The 24,973-nt window shown below is 52.1% G+C and carries 18 protein-coding genes; 16 read left to right on the top strand and 2 right to left on the bottom strand.

All coding sequences use genetic code 11. The features are described 5' to 3' along the window. The 8 genes from ftsY (at nucleotide 1) to E5334_RS06815 (ending at nucleotide 7,939) form a co-directional block, all read left to right on the top strand. The gene (ftsY, locus tag E5334_RS06850) at nucleotides 1-897 is read left to right on the top strand and encodes a signal recognition particle-docking protein FtsY (protein ID WP_136012852.1); all 897 of its coding nucleotides are present in this window, start codon (nucleotides 1-3) and stop codon (nucleotides 895-897) included. A gap of 20 nt (nucleotides 898-917) precedes the next feature. After that, nucleotides 918-2,324 carry a signal recognition particle protein gene (ffh, locus tag E5334_RS06845; RefSeq protein ID WP_136012851.1) on the top strand — a complete coding sequence of 469 codons (1,407 nt, stop codon included), beginning with the start codon at nucleotides 918-920 and terminating at the stop codon, nucleotides 2,322-2,324. 725 nt (nucleotides 2,325-3,049) lie between these two features. Beyond that, nucleotides 3,050-3,547 carry a signal peptidase I gene (locus tag E5334_RS08920; RefSeq protein ID WP_136012850.1) on the top strand — a complete coding sequence of 166 codons (498 nt, stop codon included), beginning with the start codon at nucleotides 3,050-3,052 and terminating at the stop codon, nucleotides 3,545-3,547. Between the two features lie 81 nt (nucleotides 3,548-3,628). After that, nucleotides 3,629-4,231 carry a SipW-dependent-type signal peptide-containing protein gene (locus tag E5334_RS06835; protein ID WP_167604339.1) on the top strand — a complete coding sequence of 201 codons (603 nt, stop codon included), beginning with the start codon at nucleotides 3,629-3,631 and terminating at the stop codon, nucleotides 4,229-4,231. A gap of 16 nt (nucleotides 4,232-4,247) precedes the next feature. Then, nucleotides 4,248-4,823, top strand: coding sequence for a hypothetical protein (locus tag E5334_RS06830; RefSeq protein ID WP_136012848.1), 576 nt, complete (start codon nucleotides 4,248-4,250; stop codon nucleotides 4,821-4,823). Further along, nucleotides 4,816-5,484 carry a hypothetical protein gene (locus E5334_RS06825; RefSeq protein ID WP_136012847.1) on the top strand — a complete coding sequence of 223 codons (669 nt, stop codon included), beginning with the start codon at nucleotides 4,816-4,818 and terminating at the stop codon, nucleotides 5,482-5,484. Before E5334_RS06830 ends, E5334_RS06825 begins: the two co-directional genes overlap by 8 nt. A 98-nt stretch (nucleotides 5,485-5,582) precedes the next feature. Continuing rightward, a complete protein-coding gene (locus E5334_RS06820; protein ID WP_136012846.1) occupies nucleotides 5,583-6,134 on the top strand; it encodes an LPXTG cell wall anchor domain-containing protein in 552 nt (183 codons plus the stop codon). After that, nucleotides 6,131-7,939 (top strand): hypothetical protein, encoded by a 1,809-nt coding sequence (locus E5334_RS06815; RefSeq protein WP_136012845.1) that lies wholly within the window; start codon nucleotides 6,131-6,133, stop codon nucleotides 7,937-7,939. The genes E5334_RS06820 and E5334_RS06815 overlap by 4 nt, the downstream gene beginning before the upstream one ends. Nucleotides 7,940-8,056: 117 nt before the next feature. Here the strand turns inward: E5334_RS06815 and E5334_RS06810 are convergent, their stop codons facing one another. Beyond that, nucleotides 8,057-9,634 carry a L,D-transpeptidase family protein gene (locus tag E5334_RS06810; protein ID WP_136012844.1) on the bottom strand — a complete coding sequence of 526 codons (1,578 nt, stop codon included), beginning with the start codon at nucleotides 9,632-9,634 and terminating at the stop codon, nucleotides 8,057-8,059. A 148-nt stretch (nucleotides 9,635-9,782) separates the two neighbouring features. Between E5334_RS06810 and E5334_RS06805 the strand changes: the two genes are divergently transcribed. Together E5334_RS06805 and ftsH are read left to right on the top strand one after the other, a co-directional pair. Beyond that, nucleotides 9,783-10,607: a TrmH family RNA methyltransferase gene (locus E5334_RS06805; RefSeq protein ID WP_136012843.1), complete on the top strand. Its 825-nt coding sequence runs from the start codon at nucleotides 9,783-9,785 to the stop codon at nucleotides 10,605-10,607. A 153-nt stretch (nucleotides 10,608-10,760) separates the two neighbouring features. Beyond that, nucleotides 10,761-12,638: an ATP-dependent zinc metalloprotease FtsH gene (gene ftsH / locus E5334_RS06800; protein WP_275438970.1), complete on the top strand. Its 1,878-nt coding sequence runs from the start codon at nucleotides 10,761-10,763 to the stop codon at nucleotides 12,636-12,638. A gap of 121 nt (nucleotides 12,639-12,759) precedes the next feature. Here ftsH and E5334_RS06795 read toward each other — a convergent pair whose 3' ends face one another. Further along, nucleotides 12,760-14,664, bottom strand: coding sequence for a fructose-1,6-bisphosphatase (locus E5334_RS06795; protein ID WP_136012842.1), 1,905 nt, complete (start codon nucleotides 14,662-14,664; stop codon nucleotides 12,760-12,762). Nucleotides 14,665-14,884: 220 nt separating this feature from the next. Between E5334_RS06795 and ileS the strand changes: the two genes are divergently transcribed. From ileS to leuS, 6 genes are all read left to right on the top strand, one after another. After that, the gene (gene ileS, locus E5334_RS06790; protein ID WP_136012841.1) at nucleotides 14,885-17,698 is read left to right on the top strand and encodes an isoleucine--tRNA ligase; all 2,814 of its coding nucleotides are present in this window, start codon (nucleotides 14,885-14,887) and stop codon (nucleotides 17,696-17,698) included. After that, on the top strand, nucleotides 17,699-18,274 hold the full coding sequence (gene lspA, locus E5334_RS06785) for a signal peptidase II (protein ID WP_136012840.1): 576 nt from the start codon (nucleotides 17,699-17,701) through the stop codon (nucleotides 18,272-18,274). Between the two features lie 2 nt (nucleotides 18,275-18,276). Further along, nucleotides 18,277-19,305, top strand: coding sequence for an RluA family pseudouridine synthase (locus E5334_RS06780; protein WP_136012839.1), 1,029 nt, complete (start codon nucleotides 18,277-18,279; stop codon nucleotides 19,303-19,305). Nucleotides 19,306-19,368: 63 nt separating this feature from the next. After that, nucleotides 19,369-20,658 carry a glycosyltransferase family 2 protein gene (locus E5334_RS06775; RefSeq protein ID WP_136012838.1) on the top strand — a complete coding sequence of 430 codons (1,290 nt, stop codon included), beginning with the start codon at nucleotides 19,369-19,371 and terminating at the stop codon, nucleotides 20,656-20,658. A gap of 107 nt (nucleotides 20,659-20,765) precedes the next feature. Beyond that, nucleotides 20,766-22,280 (top strand): IMP dehydrogenase, encoded by a 1,515-nt coding sequence (locus tag E5334_RS06770; protein ID WP_136012837.1) that lies wholly within the window; start codon nucleotides 20,766-20,768, stop codon nucleotides 22,278-22,280. Nucleotides 22,281-22,358: 78 nt separating this feature from the next. Beyond that, the gene (gene leuS / locus E5334_RS06765) at nucleotides 22,359-24,962 is read left to right on the top strand and encodes a leucine--tRNA ligase (RefSeq protein ID WP_275438969.1); all 2,604 of its coding nucleotides are present in this window, start codon (nucleotides 22,359-22,361) and stop codon (nucleotides 24,960-24,962) included. Nucleotides 24,963-24,973 lie beyond the last annotated feature (11 nt).

Genomic DNA, 24,973 nt, shown 5'->3' with positions numbered 1-24,973 from the left:
ATGGGATTCGCCGAACGCCTTAAAAAAGGTCTATCGCGCTCCCGCGAGGCCTTGAACGAGATCTTCTATTTTGGTGGCGAGGTAGACGAGGACTTCTGGGAAGACCTAGAAGACACCCTTGTCATGGGCGACCTGGGCGCCGAGGTGGCCATGAACGTCACCGACGACCTGCGCGAGCAGGCAGCCCGAGAAAACCTCACCACTGACCGCCAGCTGCGCCGGGCCTTGGCCAAGCGCCTGGCAGACGAATTCACCCCCATCGCCCGCGACCCCTTCGATGAGGCCCCTTCCTGCGTGCTCTTCGTAGGCATCAATGGCGCGGGTAAAACCACCACGGTGGGAAAGCTCGCCAACGCCGCTCGAGAGCAGGGTACCCCAGTGATCATCGGCGGCGCCGACACCTTCCGCGCTGCCGCCATCGAGCAGCTGGACGTCTGGGCCGAGCGCGCCCATGTGCCCCTCGTCACCCGCGATCGCGGTGCGGACCCCGCTGCGGTGTGCTACGACGTCCTCGAGGCTGCCGAGAAGGACAGCGCCCAGTTGGTGCTCATCGACACTGCCGGACGACTCCATACCAGCTCGGATCTCATGCGAGAGCTTGCCAAGGTGGTGTCGGTGACGCGAAAACGCGCCCAGATGCCCGTAGCGGTAGTCCTGGTAATCGATGCAACCACTGGTCAAAACGGCCTCAACCAGGCAAAGGAGTTTAACGATGCGCTGGAGCTGGACGGGCTTATCGTCACCAAGCTCGACGGCACTGCCAAAGGTGGCATCGCGGTAGCTATCAGCCACGATCTCAAGCTGCCTATACTGCGCATTGGCGTAGGGGAGTCCATCGACGATTTCCAACGCTTTGATGCAGCTGCCTTCTGCCGTGCGTTGGTTGGCGACGAATAAGGAGCTAAGGAGCTTTCTTCATGTTCAACAGTCTTTCCGATCGCCTCCAGGACACCTTTGACAGGCTGCGTGGCAAAGGCCGCCTTACCGAGGATGACATCAACGTCGCCATGCGCGAGATTCGCCTGGCGCTCCTTGAGGCCGACGTCAATTTCAAAGTAGTGAAGCGCTTTGTGGCCTCCTGCAAGGAGCGCTGCATGACCAGCGAGGTGCTGGAATCCCTCACGCCATCTCAAAACGTCGTGAGAATCGTGCTGGACGAGTTGACTGAGCTTCTCGGCAGCACCGAGTCCAAGCTGGTGCTCGCACAGAATCGCATTCCCAACGTCATTATGCTGGTGGGCCTTCAGGGCTCCGGTAAAACGACTGCTGCAGCCAAACTCGCTTACTTGTTGAAGAAGCAGAAGCGCAGCCCCCTTTTGGCTGCCTGCGACGTCTATCGTCCTGCAGCCGCCGATCAGCTGGCAACCCTGGGCGGCGAGATTGGCGTACCTGTCTATCGAGGCGACGGCAAAGATCCTGTGGCTATCGCCAAGGGCGCTGTGCAAGAAGCCGTGGATACCTTGCGCGACGTGGTCATTGTGGATACTGCTGGCCGCTTGCAGATCGACGAAGCCATGATGCAAGAGGCGGCGGCCATCAAAAACGCGGTTCGTCCCGACCAGGTACTCATGGTGGTCGATGCCATGACCGGCCAGGATATCGTGAATGTGGTCACCGAGTTTGCCGAGCGCACCGATTTTGACGGCGTCATCATGTCCAAGCTCGACGGCGATGCTCGCGGCGGCGGCGCGCTCTCGGTGCGCGAAGTCACCGGCAAGCCCATCAAGTTTGTCTCCATGGGAGAGAAGCCCAGCTCGCTGGAGGTCTTCCATCCCGATCGCATGGCCAAGCGCATCCTGGGGATGGGCGACCTCTACGGCATCATCGACGCTGCTCAACAGGCTGCCGACGAGGAGCAGATGGCCCGCGCCGAAAAGATGCTTCGCGAAGGCTTCACCATGGACGATATGCTTCACCAGCTGCAATCCATTCGCAAAATGGGTGGATTGTCCAAGATCATCTCTATGCTGCCTGGAGGCGAGCGCATGTTGGGGCAAACTCCAGATGCAGCCGACGAGAGCCAGTTGGTACGCATCGAGGCCATGATTCGTTCCATGACCCCCGAAGAGCGACAGCGTCCCAAAATCATCAACGGTATGCGTCGTTCGCGCATTGCCAAAGGATCTGGTCGCACTGTGCAGGAGGTCAATGCCCTCATCAAACAATGGGGCGAAATGAACCGAATGATGGGCAAGATCCGCGCCATGGCTAACGGAGGCGACATGAGTCCCAAGGCCATGAAACGCATGATGAACCAGATGGCCGCTGGCGCCACAGGCGCAGGGAAGAGGCGCGGAGGCGCCAATCCTTACAACCGCCGTTAGGCAAGGGAGCTTTAGGTACCCCACTCCGCGCGCACTGGCCGAGAAGGAATAGGGTTGGGTTCTTGCGGATCCAAGCCGGTTGATTGAGGGTCACGAGGTATCACTTATAGAACATTATGGAGCGCTGTCTTTGAGGGCAGCGCTCAATTTTTGTTGCGCGAGGTCTAAGTTTAGTGAGCAACAAACCCATGTGCCTTGGACGATTTAGATGCAAATAATTCGATGCAATAAAATAAGTATAGAAAGTATAATCATGTATGCTATGTGAAGGAGAACGATCGGGTATCGTTATCCGTTGACCTTCGGGAACTGTCCCTTGATAATGTTTCTCAGCTGGACCGCGCATCCATTGGAGGGGCGGCTTTTCTCGGCAAGGAAGCCGGTGAGGAGTTGAAAGAGTGTCGGCTGAGGCGCCCACCTTTGCGCATTTGATATAGGTGCTAAGTGAGCCAGTGGATAATACCAGGTATCGAAAGAAGATGCGGATATCTGGCTTACGGGAGCTTCCTTATGTCTAGGAGTGCTTCTGTAGCATCTAATACAACCAAAGTAGGACGCACCCTGCATAATGCATTATGTTGTGCCGTCCACTGTATTGGAAACCTTTCTTCTTGGGAGAAAGGGAGGGGAATCGCTATGGATGGAAAGATAAAGTAATTGAATATATAGACATAATAATGTGCGTGAGCATCTGTTAAATAGCTATGAGTAGATAATATGCGTGGATGCCTATGGTATATGGGTGCTTTGGACCTAAAGGCCTTCACTTGTTAATGAACCGCTGGCAGTGGTCTGGTCATGTTGTCCTAGTTGTATTAGTTCTCGCCTGGATTTTAGGCGCTCGTGTGTATGTGGTGAGAAGCGGGTCAATGCTTCCAAGCCTTGCGCCAGGCTCTCTTGTGATGACGCTGCCGGCAGATTATGACAACGTGCAGGTGGGATCCATCATTTGCTTTGATCGTGGGGGCCAATTAGTGGCTCATCGAGTTAAGGCCATCAGGGGATATGGCCTCGTTACTCAGGGAGATAACAATTCTTCCTTAGATCCCGGAACGGTAGGTAGAGAGGATTTAAAAGGCCGGGTGGTGACAGTTATTCCTGGAATAGGTTGGCCCATCTTGCTTATACGTGCGTTCCCCTTGGTTTTTGGGGGACTCGTGGCGCTGGTCTTTGCTGTCAGATTTGCCTGCCATTCGAGGAGTTGCCATAAAACCATTGGTTAGGAAGGGGTGGTTATGAATTGGATGAGTAAACGGGTGAGGATTCGGTCCTCTAGCAAGTTGCACAGGCGACGGGCAGCCATAGTGGCTTTTGCCGCTTTGTTGTTGCTCAGTGTGGGAGGTCTTTGGGCGTACTTTACCGACAGTCAGTCAGTTTCTAATGCCTTCACTGTAGTGAAATATTTGAAGATATCCATTGAGGAGCCAGCGTGGGATACCACTGACACTGACGGTGATGGAATTCCGGATGCCTCCCAAAATGTCACACCTACCAAGGAAGTAGCGAAAGACCCTCAAATCAAAAATGAGAGCGACACCGCAGTTTGGATGATCGCGCAGGTAAAGGTTCCATATGTTACTGTGGCCACTGCCACTGACGAAGGGGCCCGACAAGAAGAAGCGCCTCAGCAACTCTTCGAATGGGTTTTGGAAGAAGGGTGGATAGAGCCTGAGGAGCCACAGCTGGTAGACGATGGAGCGGCTATGCTCCATACCTATCTCGCAACGCAGCCGGTGGGAGTACACAAGTCCACTCCGCCCCTTTTTACCAAAGTGAGGTTGATTAATCTCATAGAAGGATCCTTTAGTGGACCTTGTTCAATCGATATTACTGGCTGTGCGATTCAGGCAGCGGGATTCGAGACACCCGAAGCTGCCTGGTCAGCCTATCAGACACAAAACGCATGAGAGGCGATGATATCTCATGCTTAAAAAACAAATTTGTATGATGAGTAGGCTATGGCATCAATGGTGGGGTCCTTCTTTGAGATCTGATGCAAATAGATCTCATATTGTAGGTGCTTTAATTGTGATCCTAGGAGTGGTGGCGCTTGGTTGCGGTGCGGTTTGGTCTTTTTTAACTACCCAATCTCAAGTGCAGCGCAATGATTTTAAAGTCGCGCTACAAACCATCGAGGTAGACGAAGAATTCGATCCCATTCCTGATGAGGAGGGCTGGGTAACAAAACGCGTGCGTTTTATAAATACCGGAGATTGTTCCTGCTTTGTGCGTGCGCTTATTACCCCCTCGATAGACGATGCTGCAACAAACTATAAATTTGATCTAGATGGATGGACTGCACCGGATGAGGATGGATGGCGTTATTGCTTGTCAGCCATTGAGCCTCAAGCTGCTACACCTTACGTCCTAGACGGTTTTACTGCTCACAGTTCCAGCGCCTTTGACATCTATGTGTTAGGCGAAAGCGTACAAGCCGAGGGGTTTCAAAGTCCCCAGGAGGCGTTTGAGGCTTTGAGAGGAAGTGAGCCTGGTGAGTAAGCAGATTAAGGGCCGAGGATTGAAGCTGAGGAGGCCGCTTTTCTCGGCAAGGGAAGAAGAGGATAAGAGAAAGTTTCTCAAAGGACTTTTCTTTGTCTTGACAGTAGCAGCAGTAACGGGCGTAAGTCTGGGAAAAGTGTCGCTACAGGCCTTGGGCGCCTCTGGAGATAGCTGGTCGTTTATCACCGGAGCATTTATGCACACCGTGGATATTGAGCTGGAAGATAAAGGCTTGACCTCGGAGCAAGTGGTGGGGGAGATAGGCCCTACTCATGAGGTGGATATCCACAATCGTGGTGCGAACTGTTGGATACGCATCTCTACCTCGATAGTTGATAGGAATGGAACAGCCCTCTTAATAAATGAAGTCCCCGAAGGTCAAGGGGAGTCTTATCGCAAGTGTGCGGATGGATATATCTACAGAATTGTGCCATTGGATGAGGGGGAGTGGACTAGCTGGCAAGAGACGGTCTTGGAGCCAGAAAATGATCTGCTTGAGGGCACAGAACGAACTCTAGTGACTCAAGTGGAGGCTATTCAGGCACAGAACTTCACTCCAGAGTTTGAATCGGATGCTCCCTGGGATGAGGTAGCTCCAGAGCCAGCAATATGGCAGGTCCAAGAGACCCTAGATGCCCACGGGGAGGTGAATGACCAGTGAGACGGATTCAAAAGGCTCTTGGATGGAAGAGAAAGACCTTATGGATCTTGTTTGTGATAGCCCTTTCTACAGTGTCGGGGGCTCGCAGTGCGTTGGCCATGAATGCTCATCTTAGCTATGGAGGTCCAGAAGGATTTAGCTGTGAGGCTTCATCTCTGATAGATAAGCTCTCTCGTGCGCTTCCCGGAGATAGTGATCTGGCTACTATTTGGCTTTCGAACGACTCTGATTATGCATTAGAGGCAGTGCTTAGTACTACGAATAATCATGAGATGAACCGGCAAGATTCTAACGCGCTGCTCTCGCAGGTATCGATGAGGCTATTGGATGAAGAAACAGTCCTCTATGAGGGTACTTTGGAGGGCGGTACATTGCTGGAGGGCGTTGTTTTGGCGCAGCTGCCTGCGCATAGCAGCCGAGCGATCACTTGTGAGATAGCTGTTCCATCAAGCCTTACCAATGAGCAAGCATTGGCTGGAGTCACCACAGAGCTGCTAGTTATGGGTCGTGAGCTACCCCCTGCGAGTTCTGAGCTACCTAAGACCGGTGACGATTCATTAGCAACTCCATTATTAGTGGGCTTGCTTTGTTTTGGTGGTTCCTTGGCGGCGCTCACAGGTTTAGTAGTGAGTGGAAGAAGACTACTATGAGAAGTAATTTGAATGAAATAGACATTAAGAGACTCTTGGGCTGCAAATTGCACCATTTGAGTCTGGTTGTATCTGCTGTAGGAATGTTGGTAGCTCTTCTCTGGCCACGACTGGCATTTGCTACATCGTTCAATGCCCAGATAGTAGATAGCTTTGACAATGCTCCTATGACTGAGGGCTATCTGGACCATATGAAAGGCAGGGCTCCTGATAGCGTTCAGTTAGCTCCACAGATCATTACTAAAGTTGATGGGGGAGAAACCGATTACTTGATAAATGATGCCTCCTATGTCTCTCCAACAAGCCCTAAAACAATCAATAATGCTGTAGTCTTGACATATAAAAATGCAGGAACAACCTTGCATGGACGATCACTTGATTTAAAAGTGACCATTGATGTGAGTTGGTGCCACAATTCCCCGGATGATACGGGCTATTATCCTTGTTTTTTATCCACTCCCTATAAAGATTACTACCTGCACCTGAGAGCCTCAGTTGGGTACGCAGATAGACCTGGAGGCCCAGGGGATGTGGCTCATCGCAATGGGATTAAGACTCATATTCGCTACTCCATTACCTATTCCGATACTCATGAGCCCTGCAAAGAAAAGATACTTATGTGGGTACAAGACCTTGATCAATCGACAATAGGCCCTTTTGCAAACGAGTCTCTTACCCTCCATTCGGGGTTTGACGGTGAATTATATGTATTAAGAAATACAAAACTTAGCTTTGAGGATCTCAAGCAGGGATATCTGCACTCTGCTCAAGGACCCGATGACGGACCTTTAACTAGCTTTGTAGGCTATATCACAGGAGGGTCTTGTGAGTTTACCTGGCAGGGAGAGAGCTGCAGCACGGCCATTGGAGCCATCTATCCGGCTACGTATCCACAGCTCAAAGACGATCCAGTCTATGCCCCTACAAAGGCTATTGAAACAATAGATGGCGAATCTCCCTCAGGCAATGCCCCCTATATACTCCAAGGACAATCTGTCACATTTCTAGTGCACCAAAAACTGCCCTACGTGGTGGAGGACAATAAACCAGTAATGACTCAGCTGGTTGATGATTTAGATTCTTGTTTAGATGCGAGTGCTGCCAAAGTCCAAGTGATAAGGCAAGGACGTGATGTGACTAGCAATTGGAAAGTGTCTATAGCGGGGCAAAGAATTACGCTTATGGCGCTCGATACCAGCCTTGCGACCTTGGATCTTGAATTTAGAATCACTGTCCCTGTTAAGCATGATGCGGCTGCTGGACACTACAGCAATCTTTCGCGCACCCTAGTTTCTACAAGAACGAAAAGAAACATCGAGCTAGAGAGCAACTCTGTGCAATGGAATGTGGGAGTGGTACCAAAAACGCTTCGAGTCACGAAGCGTTTGAGTGTCTGTGATCTCAACGACTTCCATGGAATTGCGGCATTTCCAATCGAGCTAAAGGTGTTGGGAAAAGAGGGGGAGGGCTGTCTGTTGAGAAAGATGATTGTGTTTAGTGGAGAAGAACCGGTGTCTGATGACGGGACAGTTTCTCAGCAGTGCACCTTTAACCTTGCGGATGCATCCATCGCTTATCCTTCTGAGCTGCAATTACGAGAAGTGCCCACTTCTAGATTCTGGCTTGAAGACTGTACAAGCGGTGATGACGGATCGTCCAAAAGTGACGGCATTCTGATTTGGGATTTGAGTCCAGGCAATGTGACAAGCGAGCAGCTATCTTGTGAATTGAAGAACTGTAAGACAGAGCACCGTTGGCTCAGCCATAGTGCGATGGCGACTAATACCGTCCAATCGCATCGATAGTGCCTATGGAACCTTGAGTGATAATTAGCACCTTGATAAAAGAATATTAGTGGGCTCCCAAGTAGTGACAATGCTTGGGAGCCCACTAAACATGGATCGAGTGAGATTTGGGCATGGCTAGTTATGCACTACCACAACTGTGCCTACGTTAATTAAGCCTGCAAGTTCAGCCGCCTTGTCGGGAGGTAGATTCACACACCCATGGCTCCCGTTGTATTCATAGATGTTAGAACCAAACTTGCTGCGCCAATCAGCATCATGAAGACCTACAGAGTTGCCTACAAAAGGCATCCAATAGGCCACAGGCGTCTCGTATTCAGGTTTTTTTGTCTCAGGGTCGATTTTCCCACGAAGCACAGAAGCGGGTGCGCTCTTATTAAAGTTGCTATTGATGAAATAGACGCCGGTGGGAGTCTGGTAGTTTTTAGCCGCATCACCAGAGACGCAATCGGTTTCCCAGACAAGGTTGCCGCTGTCGTCGTAATACCGGACATGTTGCTCGGAGAGATCGACGTCGACGTAAGAATTGCCCCAATCTCGTCCGCCGTCACCGGGAAGAATTTGTGCAGTTTGATAGGTGGGAACCTTGATAGTGGTGGTTTCACCTGCAACTACGGCTTCAGTAATAAGCGTGGCCAGAGATTTGGAGTCCACGTTCCAACCGTATGTGCCGCCAACTACCGTGACCTGTTTTCCATCTGGGCGAGTATAAGAACGCTCTGAACCCACAGTATCAAGCTCTTTGGAAAGCACATCGCGGCCCCAAGCAGTCACTGCATCAGCATCGAGAGTGGCCTCAAGGCTATCGTTGAGGGTTACCCAATCGATAATCTTGGAAGAATCGATGGTGCCTGCATTTTTGCCATCGAGATCCAGAGTGATTTTTGCAGAAAGAAAACCATTGGCAGCTTCGGCAGCTTGGGCCAGACTTTCGTCATCTTGAGTGATAGAAGCCTGTACTAAAACGTCATCTCCAAGCTCTACAGAGGTTTCCAGGGTGGAGAGGGCATCGTTAACCTGCTGTAAGACTTTATCGGTATCGACCTTTGTTCCTGCCTGCTCTGCTACTACGGCAAACATTGAAGAGCCTTTGTCAAAGGCGATGGTGGCGTTTACTGGGTCTTTAGCATCTTTGTTATGGGCCTCGCACGCCTCGTTAACCAAGGCAGCAACCTTATCCACGCTATAAGAAGATCCGCGGGCATGATCGATGGCATGAGGAATAAACACTTCAAATGGCCAGCCCCAAGGATGTGTCTCTTGAATGGCACTTTTGACATAGCTGGAGGCATCGAACGACAAGTCAATCTCATTTCCAGGAATGGAAAAATCCAGACCATTGCCAGAGACTTTGAGCACATAGGCGTCAGTTCTGTCGGAAAGACTGCCCGCTACCTCACTTATGCTTTTGAGAGAAACGTTGCGTCCCTGAATAGAAGTATTAGGCATGAAGAAGTGAGAAAAGAAGAAGCCGCCTGCCACATAAATAGCGGCAAGCGCCAAGACAGTAGCAAGTAAAGGTTTGAGGAAGGGAGGGAGCTTGCTAGGCTTTTTATGAGAAGATCCTGCCTTGTTGATCTTATTGGCAGAAAGGGTTCCAAACTTATTTTGGAATACCGATGCCTTGACTGCCAAGGCGCCGGTAGGGAAACCTTGGGCAAGATGAGCAGCATGGCCTTTAGGACTCAAGGGCATGAAAACTCTCTTTCATAGGTATAGCTTGCCGTGCATCGCAAGCGGAGGGTTACCGAATCAATGCCCCATATCGTAACCTATACCGGTAGGTAATAAGTCTGGTTAGTATATGTAATATTTATTAATAGGGATAGGGAAGCGGGCATTCATGGTCATTGAGGCATCACAGGCTGCTCATGCACCAGAACTGGATTATTTTCTCTCTCTTACCGACCACGAGTTGCGCAGGAGAAGAGAGGCAGAAAATGGCATCTTCATTGCAGAGAGTTCAAAAGTAGTGAAGTCTGCTTTAGATGCAGGTATAACGCCTTTGGCATTTCTTGTGGAAGATCGAAGATTAGAATCTATCGCTTCTCTTTTGGCACAAATTGATGATGAAGTGCCAGTTTTTTCTATGCCTCGTGACCAAATAAGTCAACTTGTAGGCTATCCCCATAATCGCGGGGTGCTTTGCGCTATGGAGAGGCCCGCTCCCCAGGATCCACGTATAATCTTAAATGACACCTCCTTGGTGGCGGTTATCGAGGATGTGACTGATACCACCAATGTGGGCGCGATTTTTCGATCAGCTGCTGCTTTGGGTGTAGATGCAGTCTTCATCACGCCACGTTGTGCCGATCCACTTTCCAGGCGCTGTGTGCGAGTTTCAATGGGTGCGGTATTTGATATACCTTGGGCTCGCTTTGAAGACTGGCCTGAACAAGGCATAGAGCTCTTCCATGAAACCGGTTTTGAAGTACTTGCCTGCGCACTTTCAGATGACTCTTGGAGTCTCGACGATCCTCGCGTGCACGAGATTGAACGGGTGGCGTTGCTGTTTGGAACCGAAGGCGATGGGCTGAAAGAGACCACTATTGCCCAGGCGGATCATGTAGTAAGAATACCCATGGCTCATGGGGTGGATTCGCTCAATGTGGCCGCTGCTTCTGCAGTGTTCTTCTGGGAATTGGCTTCGAAGAGGCGACACAAGTGAATGACGGTTTGTGGGCGTTTTCAACAGTCGCTCGACCATTGAACGATGTTCTCTAATAAATGTGGTTATATAGGCAAACGCCTGTTCCACAGAGAGGGAACCACGAGGCGGTTTTTTCTGTAGCCTGCGTCCTTGAAGGAGGCAACATCAGGCATGGATAATAAGAAGAAGCGTCAATCAATGATGCTCTATGTCATTATCGCGCTTATTGTCTTCGCGATATTGCGAGCCTTTGTGTATCCGTCAGTGATACCTAACACGGTCAAAGAGACTGACTATTCCACTTTTATCTCGATGGTGGATGATAACAAAGTAAATAAAGTGCAGCTTAATACAGAGACCGGGTCTATCGTCTTTGTAAGCGGCGAGGGCGATAACGCGCAAACCTACCGCACCAATCGATTCCCCGGTGACGATACGCTGGTCGAGCGCTTGGAAAAGCATAATGTTGAGTTTGCTGCAGAGATTCCGGACGGCAATGACAACTTCTGGCTTGCTTTGCTGCTTTACGGCTTTCCCTTCATTCTTATCCTCTTGGGAGGCTGGGCTCTCAACCGTCAAATGAAAAAAGCCATGGGTGACGATGGCCCCTCTATGTCTTTTGGTGGCGGCGGACTTGGCAATTTTGGCAAGTCCGGCGCAAAGGTGGTTGCCGAGAAAGAGACGGGAGTCACCTTTAAGGATGTTGCAGGTCAAGATGAAGCTAAAGAATCATTGGCTGAGTTGGTGAGCTTTCTCGAGAAGCCTCAGCGCTATGAGGCTATTGGCGCAAAGCTTCCACGCGGCGCTTTGCTCGTAGGCCCTCCGGGCACAGGTAAAACCCTTTTGGCTAAAGCTGTGGCTGGAGAGGCCAAGGTGCCCTTCTTCTCCATCTCCGGTTCTGAATTTGTCGAGATGTTTGTTGGTCGCGGCGCTGCCAAGGTACGTGACCTCTTCAAGCAGGCAAATGAAAAGGCTCCATGCATCGTCTTTATCGACGAGATTGATACGGTTGGCAAACGTCGTGATGCTGGTTTGTCCACCAATGACGAGCGCGAGCAGACGCTCAATCAGCTGCTCACCGAGATGGACGGCTTTGACAATCACAAGGGTATTGTGGTCATTGGTGCTACCAACCGCCCAGACACTCTGGACCCAGCCCTTCTGCGCCCTGGGCGTTTTGACCGCCGTGTGCCGGTGGAGCTTCCTGATCTTGCTGGTCGCAAAGCCATTCTGGCTCTTCATGCCAACGATGTGAAGATGACTGGCGATATCGATCTTGATGTCATTGCGAGGGCTACTCCTGGCGCATCTGGCGCAGATCTTTCGAACATCATCAACGAAGCAGCTCTTCGTGCGGTTCGTATGGGGCGCAACCGTGTGACCCAAGAAGACATTCAAGAGTCTGTTGAAGTTGTCATTGCAGGCGAAAAGCGCAAGTCTACCGTGCTTTCCGAGCGTGAGAAAAAGATCGTGGCGTACCACGAGATTGGCCATGCAATGGTGGCAGCGGCTCAAAAAGGATCGGCTCCTGTTTCGAAGATCACTATCGTTCCGCGCACTTCCGGCGCATTGGGCTACACCATGCAAGTAGAAGACGACGAACATTATTTGGTCACAAAAGAAGAGACAATGGAGCAGATTGCGGTAATGTGCGGTGGCCGTTCTGCAGAAGAGCTGATCTTCAAACAGATTACTACCGGCGCTTCAAATGATATCGAGCGTGCTACTAAGCTGGCACGCAACATGGTTACGCAATATGGCATGAGCGATAAGTTTGGCATGGTAGCGTTGGGGCAGGTGCAAAATCGCTATCTATCTGGGGACGCTTCGCTTACATGCTCAGAGGGCACTGCCCAAGAAATTGACGAGGAGGTCATGCACATTGTTGAGGAGGCTCACCAAAACGCCCTCAAGATTCTGCGCGAGAATCTCTTCAAGCTCCATGAGCTCGCACGCTATCTGCAGGTCAAGGAGACCATCACTGGTGAGGAGTTTATGAATATCTTTACCCGTGATAATGACTATATGCCTAAACCTGACGCTCAATAAGAACGCCGTAATAATCTAAGGCAAGCAAGGCGCCAGTACCATTTCCCTAAAGGAAATGGTACTGGCGCCATTCTGATAATAATTGAGTATTCGATAACTCTAAGTTAGCAATGCTGGCGAGTTAGCGCTTGGCCCGCTCTTTAAGAAGGCCGTGATTGTAAGAGTCTAGGAGTGCGCGCAACTCGAGAATGCGCTGGCGGATGGTTTCTCCCGTATCAGAGTCTTCTACAAGCAGGGGATGTTCTGCGACTTCAAATCGATCGGTGTCGCTCATGATGTCAGCATTGAGATCAAGCACATTACCAATGGAGGTAAAAGCACGATGTGCCTTGATGCGAAGGCCGCTTTTATCGGCAATAAGGGTATAGCCCGCGATGCCCGTAGTCTTGTGGTAAGCCTTACAAAAGCCGCCATCGATTACAATGTGATAACCACCCGAACGAACAGGGTTTTCACCGCTAGAAGCCTTTACTGGAGTATGGCCATTGATAATATGGCCTCGCTTGGGATCGGCACCAAATTCCCGTAGGACTTGTTTGCATACGGTGGGAGAAGAGATGAGATTCCAATATTCATCTCTGGGTTCGTGCCAACAAGATTCATCGGCTACAAGACTGCGCTCAAAGGTTTTGGTTATGCGACCGCAGAGCGGGGAGTGAAAGCCACAGTACAGATAGTACATAAGATCGAGCGACTCTTGGGAGGGATCCATCCAGGCCTGGCGCGCTTCGCGGTCAAGCCAGTCAAATAGGTCTCGGCCGGCGAGGCCATGGCCTCGGAGTACAAATCGAGGGAACAAGTCGTCTTCTGTCATGGGGACGCACCCATGGAAAAGCACGTTATTGTTGCAGACCTTATACATGCCACCATGCTCGTAGAGAAAGCCTATGTGAGCATGGAGCCTGTCGCTGGCTTCAAAGGCACTCGCCAGAGATTCGATCACCGCTTCCTCTTCTAATGTGAGCTGGCAAACATCCTCGCCTTGGAGTGTGGGAAGGTCGCAGGTGACTAATGGCACATCGCCTTCGGGAAGATGGATGCAGTCTTCCTCGATATCCACCAAAGGTAAAAGCAGGCGGTCGCCCATCTCAAAATCGGGATTTCGCCTAATGAGTTGGGCTTCGAGCTTGAACAAAATGATGTCGATGGCCTTTTCCATAGGGGAGAGCACATCGCCGTCTAAGTAGGTACGTTCTGCGAAAAGCGCCAGCTCGCGAAGGGAGATGCCATAGGCACTCTCAAGAATCTCCAGGTTGCCATAGCGAAGATTGTTTCTTACCACGGCAGCCTGGCAGACACGGGAGCCACAGGCAGCCCCCATCCATACGATGTCGTGATTTCCCCATTGAATATCGACACCGGCATAGTCCATGAGGCGATCGAGGATTTTGTCGGCATGGGGGCCGCGATCAAAAAGGTCGCCCACAATATGGAGTCGGTCGACTGCGAGACGTTTGATGAGAGAAGCTAAAGATTCCACGAAGTCAGGGCCACTGCCTGTATCGACAATAGTGTCGATAATGCGCTCATGGTAATGGGTTCGGGCATCGGGTTGGTCGATTTGGTCGCGAAGAAGCTCGTCGATGATATAGGCATAAGATACCGGCATGGCTTTGCGTACTTTGGATTGCGTGTAGGCAGAAGCAAAGTGCTTTGCTACACGCAAAAGACGCATAAGATGGGTACGCCACCAGCTAAGATCGATGATTCCAGCCTCGAACTCTTTCACCATCTTTTTGTCAGGATAATAGATGAGCGTGCAAAGGTCGTCTTGATCTGCTTGGCTTAGCTCACCTGCAAACTCATGGCGAACTCCTTCGCGAATGACGCCGGAACAGTTGTTAAGAATATGCTCAAAAGCGGCGTATTCGCCATGAACATCGCTCATGAAATGCTCGGTGGCTTTGGGAAGACCTAAAATAGCTTCGAGGTTGATAATCTCGGTAAACACTGCTTGGCGTGTGGGGAACTGCTCTGAGAGAAGCTCGAGACATCTGATCTCTGGATCTGTGGGGGTTTCGCGCATAACCATCTCCAAAAGCACCAGCTAAAAGCATTCCTATATATCAATATACTCTAGGAAAGAAGTGCCTGAAAAAGCCCCCTAGGTCTCTCCACATCTTGGATCGTCATGGGATAAAGGCGAAAATCGAGTAGGCCGTAGACTGCCTGAAACACTTGTTTTATAACTGGGTGCTATTATCTTGTGCGCCTATGCATATCTAATAAAGCAAGGGAGCCGCCCGATGGCCAATCAATACAAGAAGACCACCAATCTGCCCAAGACTGGCTTTCCCATGCGTGCGGGTCTCGCTTCCTCGGAGCCTCGCCGTTTGGCGAAGTGGGAAGAGAACGATGTCTACGAGCTTGCACGCTCGCAAAATGAAGGTCATGAGACTTTCGTTTTGCATGATGGCCCTCCCTATGCAAATGGTCCTATTCACCTTGGTCATGCTCTAAATAAAATAATAAAGGACTTCATCAATCGCTACCAAATCATGCAAGGTCGTCAGATTGCCTATGTGCCTGGCTGGGACTGCCATGGTCAGCCTATCGAGCATAAGGTAGAAGAGCACCTGGGCACTAAGAAGTTCAATGAAACCGATCCCTACGATATCCGCCAGCTGTGTCGGCGATTCGCGGTAGAGAATATTGACCTTCAGAAAGCCGGATTCCGCCGCTTGGGTGTGCTTGGTGATTGGGCACATCCCTATCTCACGCTTTCCAATACTCATGATGCAGCTGATATCGAGGTGTTCAAAAAGATCTGGGATAGTGGCGCCATCTATCGCGGACGCAAGCCTGTTCATTGGTGCACCCATTGCCATACTGCCCTTGCCGAGGCGGAGATCGAGTATGCCGATGTAACAGGCCCCTCCATTTATGTGGGCTATGCCATGAAGGAGCGCCCCGAAGGACTCGAGTCCATCGAAGAGCCTCTCTATGTGATGATTTGGACCACCACTCCTTGGACTCTTCCTGCAAACGCTGCCGTGGCCATGAAGCCCGAAGCTATCTATACCGCTATTAAACATGATGGGAAAGCTTATATTGTCCTTGCCGATCTTGCTCAGAAGGTCTGCGAGGTTGCAGGCTGGGATCTCGATTATGTGGAGGTGAACGGCAAGCCTTGGCAGGCGGTCTCTCACGAGCTTGAAGGTCTTACCTATGCTCAGCCCATCTTTGATGACGTCACCTGCAAAGTGATCTTGGCAGATTATGTGGGCACAGAGGACGGTACGGGTATCGTCCATATTGCTCCCGGCCATGGTGCTGATGACTTTTATGTAGGTGTCGAGAACGACGTGCCCATCATCATGCCGGTTGACGATGACGGCCGCTTCTATCAGGGGGATACCTATGGCACAGGTGGCCCTTGGAGCGGCATGGAAGTCACTGAGGCCAATCCCAAAATCATCCAATGGCTTGATGAGCGGGGCGTGCTTGTGCATGCGGGCAAGATCACTCACAGCTATCCACATTGCTGGCGCTGCAAGAACCCCGTGATCTTCCGCGCTACCGAGCAGTGGTTTGTCTCCATGGACGACACCCATCTACGCGACAACGCCTTGGACGCCATTGAGCATGATGTGCGCTGGTACCCTGCTCATTCGGCCAAGCGTATCTATTCGATGATCGAAGGCCGTCCTGATTGGTGCATCTCCCGCCAACGTGTCTGGGGTGTGCCTATCCCTGCTTTCACCTGCGCAGACTGCGGCGCCACTGTAATGAATGACGCGACCTTGGATGCCGTGATAAGGCTCTTTAATGAGAAGGGCTCTGACGCTTGGTTTATGGAAGATCCCTCTGAGTACCTGGGCGATGCGGACGTATGCCCCGAATGTGGAGGCCACCACCTTAAGGCCAACAAGGATATCTTGGATGTCTGGTGGGACTCGGGCGTCTCGCATACTGCTGTGCTTCAAAGTCGTCCAGAGCTGCGCTTCCCCGCAGATCTCTACGTCGAAGGATCTGACCAGCATCGAGGCTGGTTCCAAAGCTCGCTGCTCACCTCTATGGGCGCCTATGGGTGCCCCCCATTCAAAGGCGTGCTCACCAATGGCTTTACTTTGGATGGCCAAGGACGCAAGATGAGCAAGTCGCTGGGCAATACCATCGATCCCGGCGAGGTATGCGACTCTCTGGGCGCAGAGATTGTGCGTCTGTGGGTGGCATCCATCGACGCCACTACCGACATGCCTTGCGACAAGCAGATCCTCGAGCGTGTCTCTGATGCGTATCGTCGCTTCCGCAATACCTTCCGCTTCCTGTTGGGCGAGCTTGAAGGTCAATTCGATCCGGCTGTCGATGGAATTCCGTTCAACGAGCTTACTGCCTACGATCGCATGACATTGGCTCGTTTGGCCCAGGTACACCAAAAGGTGAGCGATGCCTATGCAGACTATCGCTTTAACCTTGTGTATCGCACGCTCTATGACTACGTGATCACCGAGCTCTCCAATGGCTACCTCAACGCCACCAAGGATCGCATGTACTGTGATGCTGCAGATTCTGTCACCCGTCGCAGTTGTCAAACCGTTTGGTACGAGATTCTCTCCATGCTCCTGCGCGACCTACAGCCCATCTTGGCCTATACCACCGACGAAGTACTCGAGTATGTTCCTGTCGCCATGCGTGAGGGCAAGGACTTCGCAGCATTGCTGTCATGGTATGAGGCTCCCACGCTTGACCAAGATGAGACGTTGCTAGCCGCCTATAATGCCCTGCTTGAGGTGCGCTCTGCCTACACCAAAGCCTATGAGGAGGCGTTGGCATCTGAGGTGATTACCGAGAAGACCACCCAAGCCACCAAGGCCCATGTGGTGCTTCCCCAAGACGATCCGGCGATGAAGTCGCTCTACGAGGTCATGGGTGGAGATCTTGCCGAGCCTTTGGTCTGCTCTCAGGTTCAGGTGTCCTTTGGCCCCGAGCTCAGCGTGACCGTTGAGCCTGCGGCTGGCGAAAAATGCCCTCGTTGCTGGAACTGGCGTGAACTTGGTGAGGATGGCCTATGCGATCGTTGCCATGAAGCCCTCGATGCTGAGCAGGGAGAAGAATAGGTGAAACATGCTCGCTCCATGGCCATCTGGTCTATTACTGCACTGCTTTGTGTGGTGGTAGATCAGGTGGTCAAGGCCTGGGCCTTAGCTAATCTTGTCCCCGGAAAACCTGTGACCTTCATCCCTCATGTGATGGATCTCCTGCTGGTGAAAAATACAGGAGCTGCCTTCTCCTTAGGGGAGGGAGCGGGCTGGCTCTTTATTGCCATAGCCCTCGCAGTAGTAGTTGGCATTGGCTATGAGATCTGGAAGCATCCCTCAACTCCCACTTACCTTCTTGTCATCGGTGGCGTTGTAGCCGGTGGTGGTCTTGGCAATCTAATTGATCGTGTGGCCCATGGCTGGGTATGCGACTTTTTTGCTACCACTTTTATGGACTTCGCCATTTTCAATATGGCAGATATCTTTGTATGCTGCGGCATTGGTGCGGGGCTTGTTGCCCTTTGGCATTGGGGCTCTCAGCAAGAGAAGGCAGCCAGAGCCAAAGACGCTGCTGCCGCGCGCTCTGTCAAGCTGGGAGATACATCCGTAGGCGCTGCTGATAGGCTGCGCAACTCCGCTAAGAAAGGCCGCTAGCCATGGCGGTGCTTACAGAGTTGGTCGACGATAAAGCCCATAACATGCGTTTGGATACGTTCCTTGCAAGTCTTGAGGGAGCTCCAAGTCGCTCAGCCTGCGCCAAAATCATCGAAGAGGGACATGTGACCATTAATGGCACCCCTGCTTCCTCCAAGTCTGAGCGCGTGCAAATGGGGGATTATGTACAGGCCGAGTTACCTGACCCTCAAAGCGTAAATCCAATACTTACGCCAAACCCCATTCCTTTGGATATTCGCTTTGAGGATGACCGTTTAATTGTACTTTCCAAACAGGCCGGCCTAGTATGTCATCCTAGCCCGGGCCATATAGACGACACTTTGGCAAACGCGCTTGTGGCGCACTGTGGCCCTGAGCATGTAGGGCTTTTGCAGGGAGAGGATCGTCCTGGCATTGTGCACCGTTTAGACAGAGACACCTCTGGTCTTATGGTGGCTGCAAAAGATGATGAGATCCAAAAGGAATTGCAAGATCTTATCCGCATGCGCACTCTCGATAGGCGCTATGTCACTTTGGTCCAGGGCTATATAGCTCCTGATAGCGGTATCATTGATGCAAATATTACCCGGTCGACGAGGGACCGTACGCGTCAAATGGCTACTGAGGATCCTGCTGCTCGTGGCGCCATCACTACCTTCGCCACTCTTGAGCGCTTTGAAGCCGGCCCAAAAGACGATGGCTATACCTTGGTAGAGTGTCACCTCTATACAGGCCGCACGCATCAGATACGCGTGCATATGGCTCATATACATCATCCAGTAGTGGGCGATCCTCTCTATGGTTTGGGTGATCTTAAAAAGAACCTAGGGCTTACTCAACAATTCCTTCATTCTTGGCATATAGAGTTCGAACATCCAGCGACTCATCAGTTGATTTCTCTGGCAGACACCCTTCCGGAAGATCTCTCACAGGTCCTGGAATCTCTCGAAGATAGGTCAATGGGAAAGACTGAGGCAGGGGAGCGCATCGTTTCCCAATTATTCAGTCAAGCCTCTCATTCGGCTTCTTGAGGCAATGAGGGGTCAGGACTTCATTCTTTGAAGCCAACTGCGCCACATAGGAAAGAGGTAATCGTGGATTTTGCCCGTATAGGATTCACTCCCATAGTGATCTTTAACTTCGTTACCTTGGTATTCTTTAGCGTGGCTTTCTTCTATCAGATCATCTACTTTTTTGTGGGCTTAAAGCAGGGAGAAGTGAAGCTCCCTGATGCAAAAAAGAACCATCGTTTTGCCTTCATGATTGCCGCGCATAACGAGGAAGTAGTCATAGGACAGCTAGTAAAATCCATTCAAGACCAAAATTATCCTTCTGAGCTTATCGATATCTATGTGGTTGCGGATGCCTGCACAGATGAGACGGCGCGGGTGGCCAGAGAGGCCGGCGCTTTTGTCTACGAGAGAAATGATCTGGCGCGTCGTGGCAAAAGTTGGGCGCTAGACTTGGGCTTTAACAACGTGCTCGATGAGAAGGGCGAGGATTACTATGACGCCTTTATTATCTTCGATGCAGACAACCTCCTGTCTCGCGACTACGTGCACATCATGAACAAAGTGGTAGACATGGGTTATTTGGCAGCCACGAGCTACCGCAATTCCAAAAACTTTGATTCTTCTTGGATCAGCTCAGCCTATGGTATTTGGTTCATCCGCGAGGCGCGCTTCTTGAACAATGCTCGCATGATTTGCGGTGTGAGCTGCGCCATCTCTGGATCGGGTTGGATGGTGTCGAACAAGATTATCCGCTCTATGCGTGGCTGGGCATTCCACACCCTTACGGAAGATATCCAGTTTTCTACCTTTTGCGCTGCCAATGGCATCCGCATTGGCTATGCCCCTGCAGAGTTTTATGACGAGCAACCTGTGACCTTCGCTGCATCTTGGACACAGCGTCTTCGATGGTCAAAGGGCTTCTATCAGGTATTTTTCTCATACTGCAAAGAACTGCTTCACGGTATAGGTATAGGGCGGTTCTCAAGCTACGACATGTTCATGACGGTAGCTCCGGCAACGATCCTCACAGTCCTTTCCGTCATGATCAATGGCACTTATCTCATTGCAGGGTCATTAAGCCACGGTTTTTTGGCCACAGACGTTGAGATATCTATGTGCTTAGGCTCAATTGCAATGGCGTTTATCTCGGCCTATTTCACCTTCTTTGTAGCAGTGTTGCTCACAACGATCTTTGAGCGCTCCCACATTCATTCCACCAAGCGCTGGCGCATCATTGCAAATATCTTTACCTTCCCGCTCTTTATGCTCACCTACATCCCTATTAACTTGGTGGCACTCTTCAAAAAAGTGGAGTGGGTGCCCACCAAGCACGAGTTTGCGATGTCGGTGGATCAAATCACTAGCGAGTAGCTGGCTTCATCGCAGGTACCAATCGTTGGCTTTGCGTTATCATTGCGAAGACTTGTGGCTACATTCAGTAGGCATAGCGATTGTCCTCAGCAGACCAAGGAGCATGCATGGCAACTTTCTTCCCTGGCGTATCTCACACCTTTTCCGAGTACTTGTTGGTGCCCGGCTACTCGTCTTCCGAGTGCATTCCGGCCAATGTCGATCTAAAGGCGCCTCTAGTCAAGTTCCGCCGTGGCGAAGAGCCTGCGATTACCCTCAATACTCCCATGGTGTCTGCCATCATGCAGGCAGTGTCTGGCCCCCGCCTGGCTATCGCTCTGGCTCAAGAAGGCGGTATGAGCTTTATCTATGGCTCTCAAACCGCCGAGGATGAAGCCCGCATGATTCGCGAGGTGAAGTCATACAAGGCCGGCGTCGTAGTTTCAGACTCCAACCTCACGCCAGATATGACTTTGGCAGAGGTCATGCGTTTAAAAGAGCAAACCCACCATTCTGCCATGCCTGTGACAGAGAACGGTGCTCCCCACGGCAAGCTGTTGGGTATCGTGACCTCCCGTGATTATCGTCCTAGCCGTGATCCTCAAGATAAGCTCGTTCGTGAGTTCATGACTCCTGTGGAAAAGGTCATCGTGGCTCCTGCCACCGTCAACCTCTCTGAGGCCAACGACATAATCTGGGAAAACAAGCTTAATCAGCTGCCCATTGTTGAGGAAGACGGCTCTTTGGTAGGCCTTGTGTTCCGCAAGGACTATGACTCCCACAAGTCCAATCCCAATGAGCTTTTGGATGCTTCCAAGCGCTATGTGGTAGGCGCGGGTATCAATACCCGCGATTATGCAGAGCGTGTGCCTCTTCTGGTGGAGGCCGGGGCAGATGCTTTGTGCATCGACTCTTCCGAGGGGTATTCGGAGTGGCAGGCTCGCACCTTGGCCTGGATCCGCGAGAATTATGGCGACAGCGTCAAAGTAGGCGCTGGCAATGTGGTGGATGCCGAGGGCTTCCGCTTTTTGGCAGACGCCGGAGCCGACTTTGTCAAGGTGGGCATTGGTGGTGGCTCCATTTGCATCACCCGTGAGCAGAAGGGCATTGGCCGAGGCCAAGCCTCTGCGCTCATCGATGTGTGCGAGGCTCGAGATCAGTACTTCGAAGAGACTGGCGTCTATGTACCTGTATGCTCTGACGGCGGCATCGTCTATGACTACCATATGACCTTGGCGTTGGCTATGGGCGCAGACTTCCTTATGCTTGGCCGCTACTTCGCCCGCTTCGACGAGAGTCCCTCTGAGCGTGTGACGGTGAACGGCTCCTACATGAAGGAGTACTGGGGCGAGGGCTCTGCTCGCGCCCGCAACTGGGCCCGCTATGACTTGGGCGGAGACAAAAAGCTTTCATTTGTAGAGGGCGTAGATTCCTATGTGCCCTACGCTGGTCCTTTGCGCGACGGCGTTCAGAGCTCTCTGCTCAAGATCCGCTCCACCATGTGCAATTGTGGTGCTCTGACTCTCGACGAGCTCAAAGAGAAGGCACGCCTTACGCTGGTGAGTGCCACTTCGTTGGTTGAGGGCGGCGCCCACGACGTGGTACTTAAAGAAACCAACCAACAGGTTCTTTTCAATAATTGACTATAATCGATATGTGCAAGCTTAAAAGCGCTTGAACTGCCACCCATACTCTGGGTGGCAGTTGTTATAGGAGGAATAGTGTCCGATAGCACCAACCGCAACTCTGAGCTCGTGATTCCTGAGTACAACGCCACCCAAATCGAGGAGAAGTGGCAAAAGATCTGGGAAGAAGAGAGCCTCTATAAGACAGAGGAAAATCCCGATAAGCCCAAAAAATACGTGCTTGAGATGTTTCCCTATCCCTCCGGCGATCTTCACATGGGACATGCTCGCAACTACACCATTGGCGACGCTATGGCCCGCCAGGCACGCATGCGCGGTTTTGACGTGCTGCATCCCATAGGATTTGATGCCTTTGGCCTGCCGGCAGAAAATGCCGCCATCAAGCATCACACCCAGCCGGCTACCTGGACTTATGACAACATGGATCGCGCCGTAGCCACCATGAAGCGCATGGGCTTCTCCTATGATTATGATCGCCTGGTGCGCACCTGCGACCCCGACTACTACCGCTGGGGCCAATACATCTTCCTCAAGATGTGGGAGAAAGGCCTGGTGGACAGGCGTAAGTCTCCTGTGAATTGGTGTCCTCAGTGCAATACCGTACTGGCAAACGAGCAGGTGACTGAAGGTCGTTGCTGGCGTTGCGGCACCGTGCCTGAGCGCCGCGAACTCACCCAGTGGTATCTAAAGATCACCGACTATGCAGAAGAGTTGCTAGACGATATCGACAAGCTCGACCATTGGCCTGAGCGCGTCAAGCAAATGCAGCGCAACTGGATTGGCAAGTCTGAAGGCGCAGAGATCGACTTTGCCCTGGCAGACGCCAATGGCGAGCCCACCTCCCAGCTCATGACGGTGTTCACCACCCGTCCTGACACCCTCTTTGGTGCCAGCTTCTTCCTCCTGGCGCCTGAGTACCCGCTTCTTCATGAGCTGGTAGATGGCACTCCCTATGAAGCGGCAGTGCAAGAGGTCATCGATATCGCCGAGGCTACCAGTGCAGTGGATCGTGCTTCCGGAGATACCGAGAAGCACGGAGCCTTCACTGGCCGCTATATGGTCAACCCTGTAAACGGTCGCTTGCTGCCTATCTGGGTAGCCGACTATGTGCTTACTGACTACGGTACCGGCGCTGTCATGGGCGTCCCTTGCGGCGACGAGCGCGACTTCCAGTTTGCTCGTAAATACGATCTGCCCATTCCTCCCATCATCCTCGAGCCAACCGACCCCCTCTATCCTGAGCTGGCTCAAGAAAAAGATCTGATAGTGACCAACGTGCCTTGGGATCATGCCATGGCTGCCGAGGGCATCTTGGTACAATCCGGCCCCTTCACCGGTATGAAGGGCGGCAAGCATTCCGAGGGTACTCAGGCCATCATCGAATTCTTGGAAGAGAAGGGCGTGGGTCGACCCGCGGTCAACTTCCGCCTGCGCGATTGGCTCATTTCTCGGCAGCGCTATTGGGGAAATCCCATCCCTGCCGTTCATTGCCCTCATTGTGGCATCGTGCCCGTGCCGGAGAGCGACCTGCCGGTAATGCTGCCGGATAGCCTGGATCTTTCGGCAGGGGAGACGTTGGCTGAGTGCCCTGAGTTTTACGAGACCACCTGCCCTGTGTGCGGTGGCCCTGCTCGGCGTGAGACTGACACCATGGATACCTTTACGGATTCCAGCTGGTATTACCTGCGCTATTGCGATCCCCACAACGATCGGGAACCCATCAGTCACAAGGCGGCAGACCGCTGGATGCCGGTGGATAACTACATCGGCGGCATCGAGCACGCCATCCTACACTTGCTCTACTCGCGCTTCTGGACCAAAGCCATGCGCGACATGGGCATGATCGACGTGGATGAGCCTTTCCTGGATTTGCTGTGCCAAGGCATGGTCAAAGACGAGAACGGCGACGTCATGTCCAAGTCCAAGGGCAACGTGGTGCCTCCCTCGAGCGTCATCGACCCCTATGGCGCAGACACCATGCGTCTGGCGATCCTCTTTATCGCCCCTCCCGAGAAAGACTTCGACTGGGATCCCAAAGCGGTAGCCGGCTGCAACCGCTTCTTGAAGCGCGCGTGGAAAAGTCTCTGGGAGGCCTCGCTTTCGGCTGCACAAAACGCCGGATCCATCCAACAGGCCAAGGCAGACGCTAAGGCTGGTATCGATCCTCGCGAGCTGGATGAGGCTGGCCAAGAGCTTCTGCGCGAGATCCACAGGCTTGGCATCAAATGCACCGATGACTATGAGCGCAGGCAGTACAACACTGCCATCTCGGCGCTCATGGAGCTCATGAATGCCGGCAACGCCTATCTCGCCAAGACGCAGCCAGCAGACCGTCATGCCGCCTTGCTCTATCGCTATGCCCACGATCTGGCCACTATGCTCTCGCCGGTATGCCCCCATTGGGCCGACGAGCTGGGTCACGAGGCCTTGGCTATGGACAACTCCATGTTCGATGAGCCTTGGCCTACCTTTGATCCTGCACTGGCAGCGGCCGACACCGTGGAGATCGTAGTGCAAATCAAGGGCAAGATCCGTGCCCGTCTCAACGTATCTGCCTCCGCCACCAAAGATGAGTTGGAGGCTGCCGCTCTCGATGCCGTAGCCTCAGAACTGTCTGGCAAGCAAGTGATGAAAGTCATCGTAGTGCCCGGAAAGCTCGTGAATATCGTCGCCAAATAAGGAACGTGTCT

It is taken from the genome of Muricaecibacterium torontonense, from assembly GCF_004793925.1.
Taxonomy (GTDB): Bacteria; Actinomycetota; Coriobacteriia; order Coriobacteriales; family Atopobiaceae; genus Leptogranulimonas; species Leptogranulimonas caecicola.
Note: the sequence above shows the minus strand (reverse complement) of the source record. Positions and strands in the feature narration are given on the sequence as shown.

Bases quoted from the DNA above. Each gene is read 5' to 3' on its own strand.
- E5334_RS06780 (WP_136012839.1), top strand. From the start codon at position 18,277: ATGGCGGTGCTTACAGAGTTGGTCGACGATAAAGCCCATAACATGCGT.
- E5334_RS06815 (WP_136012845.1), top strand. From the start codon at position 6,131: ATGAGAAGTAATTTGAATGAAATAGACATTAAGAGACTCTTGGGCTGC.
- E5334_RS06805 (WP_136012843.1), top strand. From the start codon at position 9,783: ATGGTCATTGAGGCATCACAGGCTGCTCATGCACCAGAACTGGATTAT.
- ffh (WP_136012851.1), top strand. From the start codon at position 918: ATGTTCAACAGTCTTTCCGATCGCCTCCAGGACACCTTTGACAGGCTG.
- E5334_RS06820 (WP_136012846.1), top strand. From the start codon at position 5,583: ATGAATGCTCATCTTAGCTATGGAGGTCCAGAAGGATTTAGCTGTGAG.
- E5334_RS06795 (WP_136012842.1), bottom strand. From the start codon at position 14,664: ATGCGCGAAACCCCCACAGATCCAGAGATCAGATGTCTCGAGCTTCTC.
- E5334_RS06810 (WP_136012844.1), bottom strand. From the start codon at position 9,634: ATGCCCTTGAGTCCTAAAGGCCATGCTGCTCATCTTGCCCAAGGTTTC.
- ftsY (WP_136012852.1), top strand. From the start codon at position 1: ATGGGATTCGCCGAACGCCTTAAAAAAGGTCTATCGCGCTCCCGCGAG.
- ftsH (WP_275438970.1), top strand. From the start codon at position 10,761: ATGGATAATAAGAAGAAGCGTCAATCAATGATGCTCTATGTCATTATC.
- ileS (WP_136012841.1), top strand. From the start codon at position 14,885: ATGGCCAATCAATACAAGAAGACCACCAATCTGCCCAAGACTGGCTTT.
- E5334_RS06830 (WP_136012848.1), top strand. From the start codon at position 4,248: ATGCTTAAAAAACAAATTTGTATGATGAGTAGGCTATGGCATCAATGG.
- E5334_RS08920 (WP_136012850.1), top strand. From the start codon at position 3,050: ATGCCTATGGTATATGGGTGCTTTGGACCTAAAGGCCTTCACTTGTTA.
- E5334_RS06770 (WP_136012837.1), top strand. From the start codon at position 20,766: ATGGCAACTTTCTTCCCTGGCGTATCTCACACCTTTTCCGAGTACTTG.